Below are 15,886 nucleotides of genomic sequence, written 5' to 3'. Positions count from 1 at the left end.
AGCTGGGGCCGGGCGCGGCCCCGCCTACCTGCCCCCGCCGTACTCGTGGCCGTCCAAGGGCGTCAGCACCCGCACGTTCGTCTGCTGGTAGATCACCGAGCTGCGGAAACTCACCACCTCCCGCCGGGCGCTGAACCGGTCCATGAGGAAGGCGTGCAGCCGGTCGATGTCCGGTACGGCCACGTGCACGACGAAGTCGTCGTCGCCGGAGACCACGAAGACCGAGACCACCTCGGGAAGTTGGGACAGATACGCCTCGAAGCCGGAGATCACGTCCCGGCTCAGCGGGCGCAGCCGGGCGAAGACCAGTGCCTGGAGCGAGCGGCCCAGCAGCCGGGGCTGCACGGCCGCGTGGTAGCCGGTGATGACGCCGCGCGACCGTAAGGCCCGGACCCGCTCCAGGCAGGTGGAGGGTGCGATGCCCACGAGGCGGGCCAACTCCCGGTTGGTGAGCCGTGCATCGCGCTGCAGATGGCTGAGGATCGCCGAATCAGTGTCGTCCATGGCCGCCATTTTCCAGGGCACGGCGAATATGGTTCGGCAGGCCGTCCGTATCGCCGTATCCCGCTCTAGATTCCCCTTCGCCTGCCGGATACGAAGGGGATGCGTGCCTCATGACGACCGCCACGACCGCCACGACCGCGACGACCGCGACGACCGCCACGACCGTTACAACCGCCACGACCGTTACGACGTCCGGGATCGCCACGACCGCCGTCGATCACTACGACCGGTTTCTCGCCCAGCACTACACGTGGATGCTGGGTGGTGATCTGCTCTCGCTCGCCGAGGCCCGGCGTGCGTTCCTGGCGGAGTGGGGTGTGGTTCCCGGGCAGGCAGGGGGCCTCGCCGTGGATCTGGGGTGCGGCCCGGGGCACACGAGCCTCGCCCTGGCCGGGCTGGGCTTCGACTCCGTGCTCGCCGTCGACCTGAGCGAGCCGCTGCTGGGCGAACTGGCCGCACACGCCGCCGAGTCGCCGGCGGTGCGTCCGGTGCGGGCGGACGTGCGTACCGCGCTGCCGGAGCTGGTCCGTCCGGGCTCGGCGGCGGCGATCGTCTGTCTCGGTGACACGCTGACCCATCTGCCGACGAGAGGGGACGTGGCCGCGCTGTTCGCCGATGTCGCTCAGGCGCTCGCGCCCGGCGGGACGGCCGTCTTCGGCTACCGCGACCTGACGGTCCCGCTGACCGGTACGGACCGCTTCCTGCCGGTCCGTGCCACCGAGGACCGGATCATGACCTGCTTCCTGGAGTACCCGGCCGACTACGACGACTACACGGTCGTCGTGCACGACCTGATCCACACCCGGGACGGCTCCGGCGGCGACTGGGCCATGGACGCCCACAGCTACCGGAAGCTGCGGCTCTCCCACGCCTGGGTGCTGGAGCAGTTCCGTGTCGCCGGGCTGCGTCCCACGCGGGAGGGGACGGGCCCGGGAGGCATGCGGATCGTGGCGTTGGAACGCGCGGCAACCTCCGGGCGGTCGGCGGCGACCACAGGGTGACGTCAAGGCACGTGAAATCCCGCCCCCACCAAGGGAGTTCACCATGCGCACCCGCATCACAAGACTGCTCACCGTCCTCGCCGCCGTCGTGGCCATGCTGCTCGCACCCGGTCTGACGACCCCGTCCGTGGCGCAGGCGGCGAACGACCGATCGGCCCGGACGCAGGCCCAGGCCGACGCGGTGGCCGCCGCGGCGGATGTCTGGAACCCGCCCTCGAACCTGGTCCAGCCCCTCAACGAGGTCTGGAACCACGTCGAGTCCACGTACGGCGACCTGTACGGCTTCCGCAACTACGGCTGGGACCAGATCATGGCCAACCGCGGAAGCGTCAACTACTGCGTCCGCTGGGAGTCGGACCAGCCGGTCAGCGCGACCCTGCGCGACCAGATCCACGCCGCGCTGAAGAAGCAGTTCGGCAAGTGGATGGCGGCGATGGTCGACAACGGCGCGGGCCACAACGCCTGGCCGTACACCAACGTCCCCGTCAACATCGTCGGCTGGGCGGTGAAGAACCGCTCCACCCTCCAGTGGACCGACAACTCCGTCGACATCTACACCAACATGCTCGACGGCGGCGGAGCCCCACAGTGCGCCCCCGACTGCGGCCGCTTCTTCCACCAGGACGGCAACTACTCCCGCTGTCCCGGCGGCGCTGCCCGCCACTACGACCAGTCCCTCTGGCTCACCGAGGGCTTCGGCGGCGGCGCCGGCGGCGACTGGGGCCAGCGCATGGGCCGCGCCTACTTCACCGGCGCCCTCGCCCAGGAGAACATCCACATCTACCTGCACGAGGTCGGCCACACCTTCGGCCTCGACGACTTCTACGACTGGACCCCCACCGGCCAGTGCTGCTTCCTCATGAAGGCCGGCAGCGCCACCCAGATCACCGAGTTCGACAAGTGGATGTTCCGCGACTTCTGGCGCCACCTGAAGTACCGGTACGGCCTCTGACACCCATCCTTCGCTGATGTTCGCGGGGCCATGACAGATGTCATGGCCCCGCTGTGAACGTGATCGTCCACGCGAAGGATGTAAGGCGCACCGACAGCCCGTGACAATCACCTGACAGGGCCCGGGAGTTGACCGACCCCGGGCCATCGGGAACGTCAGGATCGAGGGGGACACGCCGTGCGCATCAAGCGTCTCGTCGGGACCGCACTGGGCACCACACTTCTGCTCGTCACCACGGCGCCCGCGGTGTCCGCCGCGCCCGGTGACGTGGGCACGGCCCCGGCGCCCGCCGGACTGGACCGGGACGGGCTGCGCGGCACGCTGGACGCGATCCACGAGGCCGGTATGTACGGCACGTACTCGTCGGTGCGTGACGGGCGTGAGCGCTGGACGGGTGCGTCGGGGTCGGCCGACGTGGACACGGGCCGGAAGGTCACCCCGAACATGCGGCACCGCGTCGGCAGCATCAGCAAGACGTTCACGTCGGTGGCGATCCTGCAGCAGGTGGAGCGGGGCCGGATCAGCCTCGACGCCCCGGTCACGGACTACGTCCCGGAGCTGTTCGACGGGACCGCCGCCGACCGGGAGCGCGGTGACGCCATCACCGTACGCATGCTCCTCAACCACACCAGCCACATCGGCGACTACATCCTCGGCGCCTTCCCCTCCCTCGCCCAGAACTCCACCGCCGGCCTCGACGAAGGGCGCTTCCGTTCGATCAGCCCCGGGGAACTCGTACGGCTGGGCCTGGCGGCCCCCGCCACCGGCCGCCCCGGCGCGCAGCCGGGCTCGTACTCGAACACCAACTACGTCATAGCCGGCCTGATCCTGGAGAAGGTCACCGGCCAGAAGGCGTCGGCGTACCTCACCCGCCACGTGATCGACCGCGCCGGCCTGGACCACACCTCGTTCCCGCGGACCCCGTACATCAAGGGCCCGCACCCCAAGATGTACGAGTCCTTCTACGGTCTCATCGACCCGCCCCGCGACTACAGCGTCTACGACATGTCCTGGGCCTACACCGCCGGAGCGATCGTCTCCACGACCGACGACCTCAACCGCTTCTACCGCAAGCTGCTCGCCGGCGACCTCGTCGGCCGGGCGTCCCTCGCCGAGATGCAGCGCACGGTTCCGGTGTCGGTGGCGGGCGACCCGAACGCCACCATCGACTACGGCCTCGGCATCTACACCGTCGAACTCCCTGGCTGCGGGCGTTTCTGGGGCCACGACGGAGCGGTCTTCGGCGCCGGCACCATCAGTCTCACCAGGGCGGACGGCGGTCGTCAGCTGTCCATGGGCTGGAACCTGATGAAGTACCAGCGCCTCAACGCGGACGGTACGGCCCTGGAACCGAGCCCGATCGACGAGGCGATCAACATCCACCTCGTCGAGGGGCTCTGCCCGACACCGGAGACGAGTGCGGCGGAGGGGTCCGGGGCGGCGCTGAAGTCCGGGATCGCGGCGGCGGACGCCGAGCGGGCCCTTCCGGACGGCCTGCTGGGCGTGGACCTGTCCACCGGGGGCCGGCCGGTGGCCCCGAACGTGGCCCCGAACCGGTAACCCGGTCCCGGAGTCACGGCCGCTGGTGGGTAGAACGCTTCCGTAACCGCCCTCGCACCGCAGGGAGAGTAGCGTTTTGCCCACCTTCGTCATCTTCGACCTGGAGTTCACGACCTGGCCGGGGGCCATGGAACAGGACTGGTCGGCTCCCGGCCGGCTGCGGGAGATCGTGCAGATCGGCGCGTTGCGTCTGGACGAGGAGTACTCCGTCGTCGAGGAGTACGAGACGCTGGTCCGGCCGGTGGTGAACCCGAGCCTCTCGCCGTTCTTCACCGACCTCACCGGCATCGACCAGCAGGCCGTCGACCGGGACGGCCTCCCACCCGCACAGGCGCTGAGCGACTTCCTCGCCTTCTGCCAGGGCCGGTCCGTCCTCTCCTACGGCAACGACATGCTCGTCCTCGGCGAGAACATCGGCTGGGCCCGCGCCCGGGGCGAGCAGATCAAGCACAACGCCCTCACCCCCGGCTTCCTCAACATCCGCCCCTGGCTCAACACCGTCGCCCCGGCCACGGCAGCCATCAACTCGGGCCGTCTGTGGCAGGTCCTGGGCCTCACCCGCCCCGCCCCGGGCGACGAACACTCCGCCCTCTTCGACTGCCACTCCATCGCGGCGGCGCTGCGGCACCTGTCCGACGAGGGGGCCACTCTGCCGGAGGCGTTGTTCCTGTAGCCGGGGTGGGGGCCGGGGTCTGTGCGGCGCACGCCCGATCCGGTCGGCCCGTCAGGCCTCGGGCCTCGGGCCTCGTCACCGAGCCCCCTCTCGCCCGTGGGACCTGAATCACCTTCGGTATCACCTTCGGCCTTTGCATGATCATGCGTCAGCGTGCATAATCTTCCTATGTCCAAGGTCCTCACCTCTCTTCCGGCCGGCGAGCGCGTCGGCATCGCCTTCTCGGGCGGGCTCGACACCTCGGTCGCGGTCGCGTGGATGCGCGACAAGGGTGCCGTCCCGTGCACCTACACCGCTGACATCGGCCAGTACGACGAGCCCGACATCGCCTCGGTGCCCGGCCGCGCGAAGACTTACGGTGCGGAGATCGCGCGCCTGGTCGACTGCCGGGCCGCGCTGGTCGAGGAGGGCCTGGCGGCGCTGACCTGCGGCGCGTTCCACATCCGCTCGGGCGGGCGGGCGTACTTCAACACGACCCCCCTCGGCCGTGCCGTCACCGGCACGCTGCTGGTGCGGGCGATGCTGGAGGACAACGTCCAGATCTGGGGCGACGGCTCCACCTTCAAGGGCAACGACATCGAGCGGTTCTACCGGTACGGGCTCCTCGCCAACCCGCACCTGCGGATCTACAAGCCCTGGCTCGACGCCGACTTCGTCACCGAGCTCGGCGGCCGCAAGGAGATGTCCGAGTGGCTGGTCGCCCACCAGCTGCCCTACCGGGACTCGACGGAGAAGGCGTACTCCACCGACGCCAACATCTGGGGCGCCACCCACGAGGCCAAGACCCTGGAGCACCTGGACACCGGCATCGAGACCGTCGAGCCGATCATGGGCGTCCGGTTCTGGGACCCCGAGGTCGAGATCCTCACCGAGGACGTGACCGTCGGCTTCGACCAGGGCCGCCCGGTGACGATCAACGGCAAGGAGTTCGACTCCGCCGTCGACCTGGTCATGGAGGCCAACGCCATCGGCGGCCGCCACGGCCTCGGCATGTCCGACCAGATCGAGAACCGCATCATCGAGGCCAAGAGCCGCGGCATCTACGAGGCCCCCGGCATGGCCCTCCTGCACGCCGCGTACGAGCGCCTCGTCAACGCCATCCACAACGAGGACACCGTCGCGCAGTACCACAACGAGGGCCGGCGCCTGGGCCGCCTCATGTACGAGGGCCGCTGGCTGGACCCGCAGGCGCTGATGATCCGTGAGTCGCTGCAGCGCTGGGTCGGCGCGGCGGTCACGGGCGAGGTCACGCTGCGCCTGCGCCGTGGCGAGGACTACTCGATCCTCGACACGACCGGCCCCGCCTTCAGCTACCACCCGGACAAGCTCTCCATGGAGCGCACCGAGGACTCCGCCTTCGGCCCCGTCGACCGCATCGGCCAGCTGACCATGCGCAACCTCGACATCGCCGACTCCCGCGCCAAGCTCGAGCAGTACGCCGGCCTCGGCCTCATCGGCACCGGCAGCCCCACCATCGGCGCCTCCCAGGCGGCCGCGACCGGCCTCATCGGCACCATGCCGGAGCTGCCGGAGGGCGGCGCCGAGGTGATCGCCTCCCGCGGCGAGGTCTCCGCGGAGGACGCGCTGCTGGACCGCGCCGCGATGGAGTCCGGCACGGACTGACCGGCCTGCGGTACCGAGGGAGGCCGGCTCGACATCCACCCCGTCGAGCCGGCCTCTCCCGTTCGCGGACCGGCCCTTCGCCGCGGTCAGACGACGCCGTAGCCCTTCAGCTCGTCGAGGAGGCGGCCCGCCTCATACCGGGTGCGGGGGGAGACGGCGGGGGAGCGCGAGAGCGCGGTGATCACGCCGAGCAGATCGAGCCCGTCGGGTGCGTCGGGCAGCTCCTCGTACCAGTAGACGTAGCGTCCGATGCCCACCAGCGCCTGGTGGCGGACGGGTTCGGACGGATCGTCGAGGTGGGACAGGAAGAGGGCTACGTCTCCGTCGTCGTCCTCGTCAAGGAGGGAGAGGACGGCCGCCCTGACCTCGTCGGACGGGTGGTCGATCAGGCGTCGTAGGGCGGGGCGGGTCTCGGGATACTCGCTGAGCGCGTCGCGGGTGTGCCCGATGATCGGCTCGTCGGTCGTCAGCAGTCCGAGCAGGGCCTCGGCCCTCGCGCCCCGCCGCCGGCGCCGCAGCCTGCGCCGTCCGAGCAGCCGCAGACCGTCCACCGCTCCGGCCCGCACCCGTTCGTCCGGATCGTGGAGGAGCGCCAGCAGTGTCAGGGTGGACCCGGTGGCCGCCAGTTCGCCCAGCGCGGTGGCGGCGGCCGCCCGGACCTCGGGACGACCGAGACCGGGGCCCGCCTCGGGACCGGGGGTGGCGGCGACTGTCGCCCTGAGCCACTCGACCGCCGTCGGTGTACCGATGTCGACCAGGGCCTGCACGGCGATGGAGCCCGTCCCCGGACGGTCGAGCCAGCGCACGACCGCGGGCACGGCGCGGGTCTCCTTCCACTGGCCGAGGGTGCGCAGGAGCAGGGCGGCGGTGTCGGTGTCGGTCTCGGCCTCCAGTGCCGACAGCAGGGCGTCGGCCGTGCTCGGCCGCCGGTCCTTGGACAGTTGGCGCACGACCGCCGACCGGACGTCCGGGGACTCGTCGCGCAGGCCGGCGAGGAGTGAGTCGCGCATGCGGCGGATGTCCTCCGCGGGCAGCATCTCCAGTGCCCGCACGCGAGCGAGGCCGTGGCCGTGCTCCGCGGTGCGCAGCACCTCGTCCAGTGCGGGCTTCCGTGGCAGCGAGGCGAGCAGGGCCCTCCGCGCGGGGCCCCACAGGTACGGCGTCCGCTCGCCCAACAGCCGTACGTACACCGCCATGTCGACGGTATCCTCCCGACTGCTCAGCCCGAGCAGCCCGTTGAGCCGCAGATGCCAGTCCGAGTCGTCCAGCAGCAGCCGCCGGAACGCCTCGGTGACGGCCGGCCCGGTGAGCGCCAGCCGCTCGGCGGCGAGCGACGCGCGACGACGTACCTGCGGATCGGCGTCCCCCATCAGCTCGACGACCACCGCGCCCGCCCCGCTGTCCCCGGCATCCCCGAGTCGTCCCAGCGCGTCGGCCGCCCCGGCCCGCACCTCGGCCTCGGCGTCCCGAGCCGCCCGCACGACGACATCACCGTGCTCGTCCCACCGCCCCAGCCGCCCGAGCCCCTTGACGGCCGCCGCTCTCCGCCCCGGTTCTGCCGCCGACAACTCCCGTAAGAAGAAGGCGATCTGATGTGCCGCACCGCCTGTGCCGCCGTCCTTGCCGCCGTTGTTGCCGTCGTTCTCGCCGCCGCCACCCATGCGCTCCCCCTTTGGATCCCCTGAACTCCCCGGTCGGAGAGATCCGTCGACGAGGACGACTGTTCAGGGGGCGAAGGAGTTGCACGGTGGTCCGGTGCGACGGGCCGGGAGACGGGCCGGGCAGTGCTCGCTAGCTGTCCGAGCTGCTCGAGATGTCCTGGCCGCTCTGGGTGCGGGACTTGCCGCTCGCGCTGCGGGTAAGTTCGCTGCCGAGCAGCGTCGCCTTGGCCACACCGCGCGCCCAGCGCGGGGCGTCGCCCCGGGCCGCCCAGAAGACGCAGCCGCAGCCGCCGATGGCGAGCAGGACGACGACGGACAGTATGAGCACGAGCATGCTCGACCCCTCTTCGTACGGTGGTCCGCCATCCTCTCAGGCGCCGCGAGGCGAGGCGACGGAGGCGAGGCGACGCAGGCGAGGCCTGGAGCCCGTCGTCTAGCGGCGTACCCGGTAGAGCAGGTGGAGGACCCGGTCGCCCCGGATCACCGTGTGCGGGTCGTCGAGGAGGTGCTGGGTGTCGGTCGAGCCGAAGTACCGCTTGCCGGAGCCGAAGACGACGGGGACGACGTCCATGGCCACCTCGTCGACCAGGCCGAGCGCGAAGGCCTGGCCGCCCACGTCGCCCGCCGCCACGCCGACGTTGCGGTCGCCGGCGAGCTCCTGGGCCTTCGCGATCGCCTCGGGGACACCGTCGACGAAGTGGAACGGGGCATCCGGGTGCCATCCCTCGGGCCTGGGCCGGTGCGATACGACGACGATGTGCTCGCCCGCCGGAGGCGTCCCCTCCCAGCCGTTGGTGATGTCGAACACGTGCCGGCCGACCACCAGCACGCCGAGGCCCGCCCACATCGGCTTGACGTACTCGGCCGAGACCTTCGAGACCTTGGCCTGGCCGACACCGCCGAGCGGGACGTCGCCGTTGGAGTACCAGTCGAACAGCGGGCCGACCTGATCGTTCGCGTCGGCGATGAAGCCGTCCACGGATACGACGTTGTGCATCACCACGGTGCCCATCACATCTCCTGTGCGTCTGTGTATGTGTCTGCGACTGCGTCCGTACGGACAGACAGACCCGGTACCGGATAGACCCGGCACCAGACAGACCCGGTACGCCGCCGAAACTCATCGCCGCGCGGGAGACCGCTCAGGCGCCCTGCCCCTGTCCCCGGCCGCGCAGGAGGCCGGCGCCCGCGCCGAGCGAGACGACACCCATGCCGACGGCGGTGGCCACGCCCTGGGCGCCGTCGACGGCGAAGGGGGCGACCGCGGCGACGGTGAGGTTGAAGAGGAACAGGAACCACAGGACGGGCTTCGAGCCGAGCAGGGCCTTCATGGGAGTTTCGCCTTTCGGGGGAGGACCGGCGAGATCGGCTTGACCTCGTGACTTCCACGATCGCGTTCGGCGGCCGCCGCCACGAGGGAGTGCCCTCCCGGAACGGAGGTGTAGCCTGCTACACCCTTGGCTGTCGGGAGGTGAGACGCGTGACGGAACACGACAGTGGGATGCGGTCGCTCCTCCGTGCCGCCTCCGGCGATGAGCCCGCCATCCGTGCCGCCTCCGGCGGTGAGGCCGCCGTCCGTGCCGCCTCCGGCGGTGAGGCCGCCGTCCGTGCCGCCTCCGGCGGTGAGGCCGCCGTCCGTGCCGCCTCCGGCGATGAGCCCGCCGTCCGTGCCGCCTCCGGCGATGAGCCCGCCGTCCGTGCCGCCTCCGGCGGTAAGGCCGGTGGCCGTGCTGTCGCCATCGGCACCATGGCCGGCGTTAACGGGCCGCGGGCACGGTCCTGACATGCGCTGCTGCCTCTCCGCTCCCCTCGCCGCCCTGGCGGCGCTCCCCGCCCCCGCCGACCTCCTCCGCTCCGGCGCGCTCCTCACCCCGGCCGTGCTCCGCTCAGCACTCGCCGCGCGCCGGGAACGCCGTACCCACCCCGACACCGTGACGGCCCTCCACCTGGAACTGGTCACCCTCACGGAGAACAGCGCCGTCATCACCTGGTACACCGCCGTGCCCGGCACCGACGACGGCTTCGGTCACCTGCTCCCCGCCGTCACCGAGGGCGAGGTCGTCTACGGCACCCACCCGGCCCACCTCGACCGCACCGCGGCAGAGGACCACCCCACCGCCCACCACTACGTGGAACTCACGGACCTGGAACCGGGCCAGACGTACTACTACCAGGCCCGTTCGCGCGGCCGGGCCGCCACACCGACCCCCCTGCACCTGGTCCGGGGCAACGCCGTGGGCACCTCGCTCCACGGCCTGGGCTCGCACGGGGGGCCGTACTCCTTCACCACCCCGCAGCCGCCCCCCGGCCGCCACCTCGTCTCCCTCGCGCTCTGCAACGACCTGCACCTCGGCGAGACCACCGCGGGCCTGGTGGCCGGCGTGCCGATGCTGCGCGGGGTCTCGCAGCCGCCCGGTCTCGCCCCGTACCCGGAGATCATGAGCCGGGCCATGATCGAGGAGGCCCAGCGGCGCGGGGCGGACCTGCTGCTGGCCGCCGGGGACATCTCGGCCGCCGGCGCGCCCCGCGACCTGGCCGAGGCCCGCCGCATCCTGGACGGTTTCGGCACCCACGGGCGGGACTACTTCGTCGTACGCGGCAACCACGACCGCCCGCGCCACCCCGACGACGCCTTCCGCGACGGGTTCCTGGGCGGCGGTGACGGGCCCGGCTACTTCGCCCGCGACCTGGGCGGGCTGCGCCTGATCGGCCTCGACACCTACGAGAAGGACGGCAACGGGGGCGACGCAGGCGGCCTCGGCGCCGAGCAACTCGCCTGGTTCCGGGCCAAGTTGAGGGAAGAGCGGGACCAGCCCACCATCGTCTTCGGCCACCACCCGCTGACCACGCGCGACGCCGTCTTCCCCATGGGGCGCGGCCAGCGCCTCGACCGCCGCCAGGCCCGGGAGATCGTCGACGCGTACGCGTCCGCCCCCGGCGTCTTCCTCCACCACGCGGGCCACACCCACCGCAACAAGCGCACGGTCCTGACCAGCGCCCCGCACGTCACCCAGCAGGAGGTCAGCGCGGTCAAGGACTATCCGGGCGGCTTCTGCCTCCTGCGCGTCCACACCGGCGGCTACGCCCTCAACTACTACAAGAACAGCAGCGTCCCGGCCCGCGCCTGGGTCGAACGCAGCCGCCGCACGGCCGGCGGTCTCTGGCCGCACCACGCCCTCGGCCGCTCGGTGACCGACCGCAACAGCATGCGCCGCCATGACCTGTCCGGCGTCGGAGCGCACGGCTGAACGCGGGCGGGCCGGACTGTCAGTGCCGCGCAGTACGTTCCGGGGATGGGCATCTATCTGGTGAGCGTCGGCGCGGAGGAATGGTTCGGTGGGATCGAGGGCGAGGGTGCGGATCATGACGAGGACGAGGACGAGGACGAGGGCGGCTGGGGGCGCGTCGCCTCGGCGTTGAACGAGGAGCTGGGGCGGCGGGGGCTCCCGGCCTATGAGTCGGTGCCCGAGGAGGCGGAATTCGTCCGTGGCTCGGGGCTGGCCTTCGAGGAGAAGCTGGTCCCGCCGATGGACGGCTTCCTCAGGCTGTGCGAGGCCCACCTCACGCGCGAGGAGACGGAAACCCTCTGCGGCTGGACGGTCCTGGTGCCGTTGTCGCTCGACGAGGACATCTGGCTGGACGTCGAGGCCGGCTACACGGATTCGACTCTGGTCGCCGGCGCTCCCCGGGTACTGGCGCTCGCGGAGCGGCTGGCGGTGGTCGTCGAGCTTCCGCCCGAGACCCCGCAGCTGTGCGACAACCTCGACCTGACCATGTGGTTCCTGGACGGAGAGGCGAAGGAACTGGCGGCGACCCGGCCGGGGCCGTGGGCCGACGACCTCGACACGGCCTTCTACGTCGCCCTGTTCCTGCGCGCCGCCCAGCACTCGATCCGCCGGGGCTGCCCGATCGTCTACACCTGACGCAGGGCCCGCCTTCGGCCCCGGCCGCGCCTACGGCGCGAGCGCCGCGAAGGCCTCGTCCAGGAGGGCGACGAGGTCGAGGTCGCCGTCGGAGGCCGTCCAGTGGTCGAGGGCGATGTTGAGGCAGTCGAGGGCGGCGGCGGCCCGTACGGTGTCGGCGAGGCTCGGGGAGCCCGAGGAGCCGTGGCGTTCGGCCAGGGCCCGGGCCAGCGTGGGCCGCCAGCCGTGCTGCTTCTCCAACTGGCGTGCGCAGAGCGCGGGGGTCTCCCGGACGAGCCGGGTGGTGGCGAGGGAACCGGCCGGGTCCTGGTGGTACCGCTGGATGACCGTGTCCAGCGCCCGCCGCAGCGCCGTCCAGTCGTCCTCGTCGGCGGGGCGGGCGCGCAGCGCCTCGGCGACCCAGTTGCCGTGCGCGTCGAAGGCGCCGAGTACGGCGTCCTCCTTGGTGCCGAAGTAGCGCAGGAAGGTGCTCCGGGACACCCCGGCGGCCGACGCCAGATCGTCGAGCGTCACCTTGTCGAAGCCGTCGCGAAGGAACAACTCGAAGGCAACCTGGGTGAGTTCGGCCCGTACGGCGGCCCGTGCGATGTCCCTGGTGTTCGTCCGCGCTGCTCCGCTCACCCCTCAATGTTACCTCCCGGCCGACCCTGGCTTGCGGGTGTGTGTCTCAATGGCTAGCGTGACACTCAGTTTCACACACGGCACTTCATTTCATGCCTTGCTTTCTCGTGCCTTTCTCCTGCCTTTCTCCTGCCCTTGCCTGCCCTTCCCCTGCCCTCTCTCACGCCCCTGTGGAGGCCCGACCCATGACCAAGACCCTCGGACTCATCGGCAGCGGAATGATCGGCGGCGCGGTGGCGCGGCTGGCCGTCGCCGCCGGCCTGGACGTCGTCCTGAGCAACTCGCGCGGCCCCGAGACCCTCGCCGACCTGGTCGGTGAACTCGGCGAGCGGGCCCGCGCCGCCACCCCCGCCGAAGCCGCCCGGGCCGGCGACCTGGTCGTCGCGACGATCCCGCTGCACGCCTACGCGCGGCTCTCCGCCGCCGACCTGGCCGGGCGGACGGTGATCGACACCATGAACTACTACCCGGAGCGCGACGGTCGCCTAGCCGAGCTGGACGGGGCCGAGGTGACCTCCAGCGCCCTGGTGCAGCGGCATCTGGCCGACTCGTACGTGGTCAAGGCGTTCAACAACATCGACTTCCGGCGGCTGTTCACCAGCGCCCGGCCCGCCGGTGCCGCCGACCGCAGCGCCCTGCCGATCGCGGGCGACCACGCGACCGCCAAGGCGGAGGTGACCCGCCTCCTCGACGCCCTCGGCTACGACGCGGTCGACATCGGCCCTCTCTCCGACAGCTGGCGCAGCGAGCCGGGCACACCCGTCTACGTCGAGCCGTACCTGGCGGCACGGCCGGCCGGGCTCAGCCAGGAGGAGGCGGGGCGCTGGTTCTTCGAGACCCCCGGTGTCCCGGTCCCGGCCGCCCGGGTGAGGGAACTGACCGACACGGCCGTCCGGGGCGAGGCGGGCGGCTCCCGCATGGCCCTCTCCAGGGACTGAGCCGCGACCGTTTCCTGATTCCCCCATGCAAGGAGAGCCCATGACCTCCGTACTCACCTCCCCGACGGACATCCCGACCCCCGACGGAACCGTCGACGCGCACGTCTTCCACCCGGCCGGCGACGGCCCGCACCCCGCCGTCCTGCTCTACATGGACGCGTTCGGGGTGCGCGGGCATCTGAAGGGGATGGCGGAGCGGCTGGCGGCGGCCGGCCATGTCGTCCTGCTGCCGAACGTGATGTACCGCAGCGGGCGGGCGCCCCTGGTGGAGCTGCCCGACTTCATCAACCCGGCGGAGCGGCCGGAGATCATCGAGCGGATCCGCCCGGCGATGCGGGGCCTGACGCCGGACGCGGCCATGCGGGACGCCGGTGTCTACCTGGACTGGCTGGCGGCCTCGCCCCTGACGAACGGCGGCCCGGTGGGCATCACCGGCTACTGCGTGGGCGCGGGCCTGGCACTGCGGACGGCCGGGACGTACCCGGAGCGGGTGGCCGCGGCGGCCGGCTTCCACGGCGCGCACCTCGCCACCGACGCGCCGGACAGCCCCCATCTGCTCGCCGACCGCATCACCGCCGAGCTGTACTTCGGCCACGCCGACAACGACTCCACCAACCCCGCCGACCAGATCGACCGCCTCGACAAGGCCCTCACCGCGGCCGGCGTCCGCCACCGCGCCGAGGTCTACGCGGGCGCCCACCACGGCTTCACCCAGGCCGACACGGCCATGCACAGCCCCGAGGCGACGGAACGCCACTGGGCCGCGCTGCTGGATCTGCTGGCGCGCAACCTCTGAGTCGAAGGGGCGGGCGGGTCGGGCAGGGCTCACGGGGCGGGCGGGGCGGGCGGTGTTTGCGGGCCGGGCCGTGCACGCGGTGGGTGCTGCCGTGCACGGCCCCGAGGATGTCAGCGGACCCCGGTCACCACCCGCCCCACGAACTCCGCCAGCGTGCGCGTGGCCGTGTTGTGCTCCGTGGCGGCGAAGAGCGGGTCGAGGTGGTTCATGCCCTCGTCGGTCTCGTGGACGGCGTACGGGATACGGGACTCGGCGACGACCCGCCGGGCGCCCTCGACGACGGTCCCCTGGGAGTAGCTGGTCTGGAAGGCGTACAGCGGGATGTCGAGCCCGGCGGCGTGCCGCAGCCGCAGCCCGAGGGAACGGGCGAGATCGGTGTCGGCGTAGACGTCGCTCACATCCAGATCCACGGACAGCCGGGCGGGCCAGTACCACTCCCACACCCCCGGCACGGGCCCCGCGTACGCCTCGGCGACCCGCCCGATGGGCGTGATCCCGTCGTCGACCCACCCCCGTACGCCACTGCCGTCCGCCTCGGCGGCGAGGTGCCCGGAGTGGACGCTGATGTCGTTGGGCCAGCCGAACCCGGCGTCGACGAAGGTCCCCAGCAGCGCGGCGTTGGTCACCGGGAACGGCACCCGCAGCGCCTCGGGCACCCGCTCCTGGAGCACGGACCGCCCCTCGGGGTCGTGATGGGCGTACCACCCGGCGAGCTGGTACCAGATCTGCGTACTCTCCGCCCGGCCGCCCAGCCCGACCCCGCTGAGCGTCATGTCGAAGACCTGCCCGCCGGCGATCGCCGCGAGCCGCTCCCGCACCTCCTCCGGCGAGTCCCGCACGGGCGTCCCGGTCCCCTCGAACGCCCCGCGCACACCCCCGTCGAGGACCGCCAGCCCGGCGAGATCCCGATATCCGGCCCGTCCCGCGAAATCCCAGGCCGCATACGCCAACGCACTGGTCGCACCCCAGGAATGCCCTCCGAGCACGACCCGCCGCCGCCCACCGCCCCGAGCGGCCAGCACGACACATCGCAGATCTTCGAGGGCCCGCTCCAGCCCCCACGCCCCGAAGAACCCCGCCTCGGCCGGCTCCCACGCCCGATACCGCCCGTCGAGGTAGTACCCCACCGGGTCGGCCGTGCCCCCGAACCCCGTCCGGTCGGCCAGATTCTCCTCCCGCCGGTCCACGGCCCACACCTGCACCCCCGGCACCCGCGCGACCAGATCCCGGGCCATCAGCCGAAAGTCATTGGCCGCCCCGAACATCCCCGGCACCAGCACCAGGACGGTCCCCGCATCCCGAGGCCCCACCGTGAGCACATGCACCCGATCACTCCCGACGGGCCCACCCCCGGCCCCCACGGCGACCGGCACATAGGCCTCCACCCCGGCCGCCTCACCAGACCCCCGCCCGACCTCGGCCGCCCAGGCAGGCCCACCTCCCGCCCCTGCCCCCACCAGAGCCAGCCCTCCGGCCAGCCCACCACTCAACACCGCTCTACGCGCCGGCCGCTTCGTCATCTTCGGTCGTCTCCTTGGGAGTTGGGGGGTTACGACACTTGCCCAAGCTTCTCCCGGAGTGCGGGCCGGTCTGTCACCAGGGTCTGACGTCCAGGACGGATCGCTCCGGACGGA

The 15,886-nt window shown here is 71.9% G+C and carries 17 protein-coding genes; 10 read left to right on the top strand and 7 right to left on the bottom strand.

Going from position 1 to position 15,886, the window contains the following annotated elements:
* Positions 1 to 24: 24 nt before the first annotated feature.
* Complete coding sequence (locus JIX56_RS22600) at positions 25 to 504, bottom strand: Lrp/AsnC family transcriptional regulator (protein WP_257543026.1); 480 nt, start codon at positions 502 to 504, stop codon at positions 25 to 27.
* Between the two features lie 110 nt (positions 505 to 614).
* Between JIX56_RS22600 and JIX56_RS22595 the strand changes: the two genes are divergently transcribed.
* The 5 genes from JIX56_RS22595 to argG all read left to right on the top strand — a co-directional run bounded on the left by JIX56_RS22595 (position 615) and on the right by argG (position 6,313).
* Positions 615 to 1,505: a class I SAM-dependent methyltransferase gene (locus JIX56_RS22595; protein ID WP_257543025.1), complete on the top strand. Its 891-nt coding sequence runs from the start codon at positions 615 to 617 to the stop codon at positions 1,503 to 1,505.
* Positions 1,506 to 1,548: 43 nt separating this feature from the next.
* Positions 1,549 to 2,457, top strand: coding sequence for a hypothetical protein (locus JIX56_RS22590; RefSeq protein WP_257543024.1), 909 nt, complete (start codon positions 1,549 to 1,551; stop codon positions 2,455 to 2,457).
* Between the two features lie 177 nt (positions 2,458 to 2,634).
* On the top strand, positions 2,635 to 4,017 hold the full coding sequence (locus JIX56_RS22585; RefSeq protein WP_257543023.1) for a serine hydrolase domain-containing protein: 1,383 nt from the start codon (positions 2,635 to 2,637) through the stop codon (positions 4,015 to 4,017).
* A 76-nt stretch (positions 4,018 to 4,093) separates the two neighbouring features.
* Entirely contained in the window at positions 4,094 to 4,690 is a 597-nt protein-coding gene (locus JIX56_RS22580; protein ID WP_257543022.1) for a 3'-5' exonuclease, read from the top strand.
* 168 nt (positions 4,691 to 4,858) lie between these two features.
* Positions 4,859 to 6,313 carry an argininosuccinate synthase gene (gene argG / locus JIX56_RS22575; RefSeq protein ID WP_257543021.1) on the top strand — a complete coding sequence of 485 codons (1,455 nt, stop codon included), beginning with the start codon at positions 4,859 to 4,861 and terminating at the stop codon, positions 6,311 to 6,313.
* An 86-nt stretch (positions 6,314 to 6,399) separates the two neighbouring features.
* Here the strand turns inward: argG and JIX56_RS22570 are convergent, their stop codons facing one another.
* The 4 genes from JIX56_RS22570 to JIX56_RS22555 all read right to left on the bottom strand — a co-directional run bounded on the left by JIX56_RS22570 (position 6,400) and on the right by JIX56_RS22555 (position 9,305).
* Positions 6,400 to 7,974, bottom strand: coding sequence for a HEAT repeat domain-containing protein (locus JIX56_RS22570; RefSeq protein ID WP_257543020.1), 1,575 nt, complete (start codon positions 7,972 to 7,974; stop codon positions 6,400 to 6,402).
* Positions 7,975 to 8,104: 130 nt separating this feature from the next.
* Positions 8,105 to 8,308 (bottom strand): hypothetical protein, encoded by a 204-nt coding sequence (locus JIX56_RS22565; protein WP_257543019.1) that lies wholly within the window; start codon positions 8,306 to 8,308, stop codon positions 8,105 to 8,107.
* 99 nt (positions 8,309 to 8,407) lie between these two features.
* Positions 8,408 to 8,986 (bottom strand): dihydrofolate reductase family protein, encoded by a 579-nt coding sequence (locus JIX56_RS22560; RefSeq protein WP_257543018.1) that lies wholly within the window; start codon positions 8,984 to 8,986, stop codon positions 8,408 to 8,410.
* 130 nt (positions 8,987 to 9,116) lie between these two features.
* Entirely contained in the window at positions 9,117 to 9,305 is a 189-nt protein-coding gene (locus JIX56_RS22555; RefSeq protein ID WP_257543017.1) for a hypothetical protein, read from the bottom strand.
* A 149-nt stretch (positions 9,306 to 9,454) separates the two neighbouring features.
* Between JIX56_RS22555 and JIX56_RS22550 the strand changes: the two genes are divergently transcribed.
* The 3 genes from JIX56_RS22550 to JIX56_RS22540 are packed head-to-tail and all read left to right on the top strand — an operon-like array spanning position 9,455 to position 11,897.
* The gene (locus tag JIX56_RS22550; RefSeq protein WP_257543016.1) at positions 9,455 to 9,757 is read left to right on the top strand and encodes a hypothetical protein; all 303 of its coding nucleotides are present in this window, start codon (positions 9,455 to 9,457) and stop codon (positions 9,755 to 9,757) included.
* 1 nt (position 9,758) lies between these two features.
* Entirely contained in the window at positions 9,759 to 11,222 is a 1,464-nt protein-coding gene (locus tag JIX56_RS22545) for a purple acid phosphatase family protein (protein ID WP_257543015.1), read from the top strand.
* 45 nt (positions 11,223 to 11,267) lie between these two features.
* Positions 11,268 to 11,897, top strand: a complete 630-nt coding sequence (locus JIX56_RS22540; protein WP_257543014.1) for a hypothetical protein — start codon at positions 11,268 to 11,270, stop codon at positions 11,895 to 11,897.
* 30 nt (positions 11,898 to 11,927) lie between these two features.
* Here the strand turns inward: JIX56_RS22540 and JIX56_RS22535 are convergent, their stop codons facing one another.
* On the bottom strand, positions 11,928 to 12,518 hold the full coding sequence (locus JIX56_RS22535) for a TetR/AcrR family transcriptional regulator (RefSeq protein WP_257543013.1): 591 nt from the start codon (positions 12,516 to 12,518) through the stop codon (positions 11,928 to 11,930).
* A gap of 185 nt (positions 12,519 to 12,703) precedes the next feature.
* Between JIX56_RS22535 and JIX56_RS22530 the strand changes: the two genes are divergently transcribed.
* The gene (locus JIX56_RS22530; protein WP_257543012.1) at positions 12,704 to 13,456 is read left to right on the top strand and encodes an NADPH-dependent F420 reductase; all 753 of its coding nucleotides are present in this window, start codon (positions 12,704 to 12,706) and stop codon (positions 13,454 to 13,456) included.
* A 40-nt stretch (positions 13,457 to 13,496) separates the two neighbouring features.
* Entirely contained in the window at positions 13,497 to 14,252 is a 756-nt protein-coding gene (locus JIX56_RS22525) for a dienelactone hydrolase family protein (protein WP_257543011.1), read from the top strand.
* Positions 14,253 to 14,362: 110 nt separating this feature from the next.
* Here JIX56_RS22525 and JIX56_RS22520 read toward each other — a convergent pair whose 3' ends face one another.
* On the bottom strand, positions 14,363 to 15,772 hold the full coding sequence (locus JIX56_RS22520) for an alpha/beta hydrolase (RefSeq protein WP_257543010.1): 1,410 nt from the start codon (positions 15,770 to 15,772) through the stop codon (positions 14,363 to 14,365).
* Positions 15,773 to 15,886 lie beyond the last annotated feature (114 nt).

This window comes from Streptomyces sp. CA-210063 (genome assembly GCF_024612015.1).
GTDB lineage: Bacteria > Actinomycetota > Actinomycetes > Streptomycetales > Streptomycetaceae > Streptomyces.
Note: the sequence above shows the minus strand (reverse complement) of the source record. Positions and strands in the feature narration are given on the sequence as shown.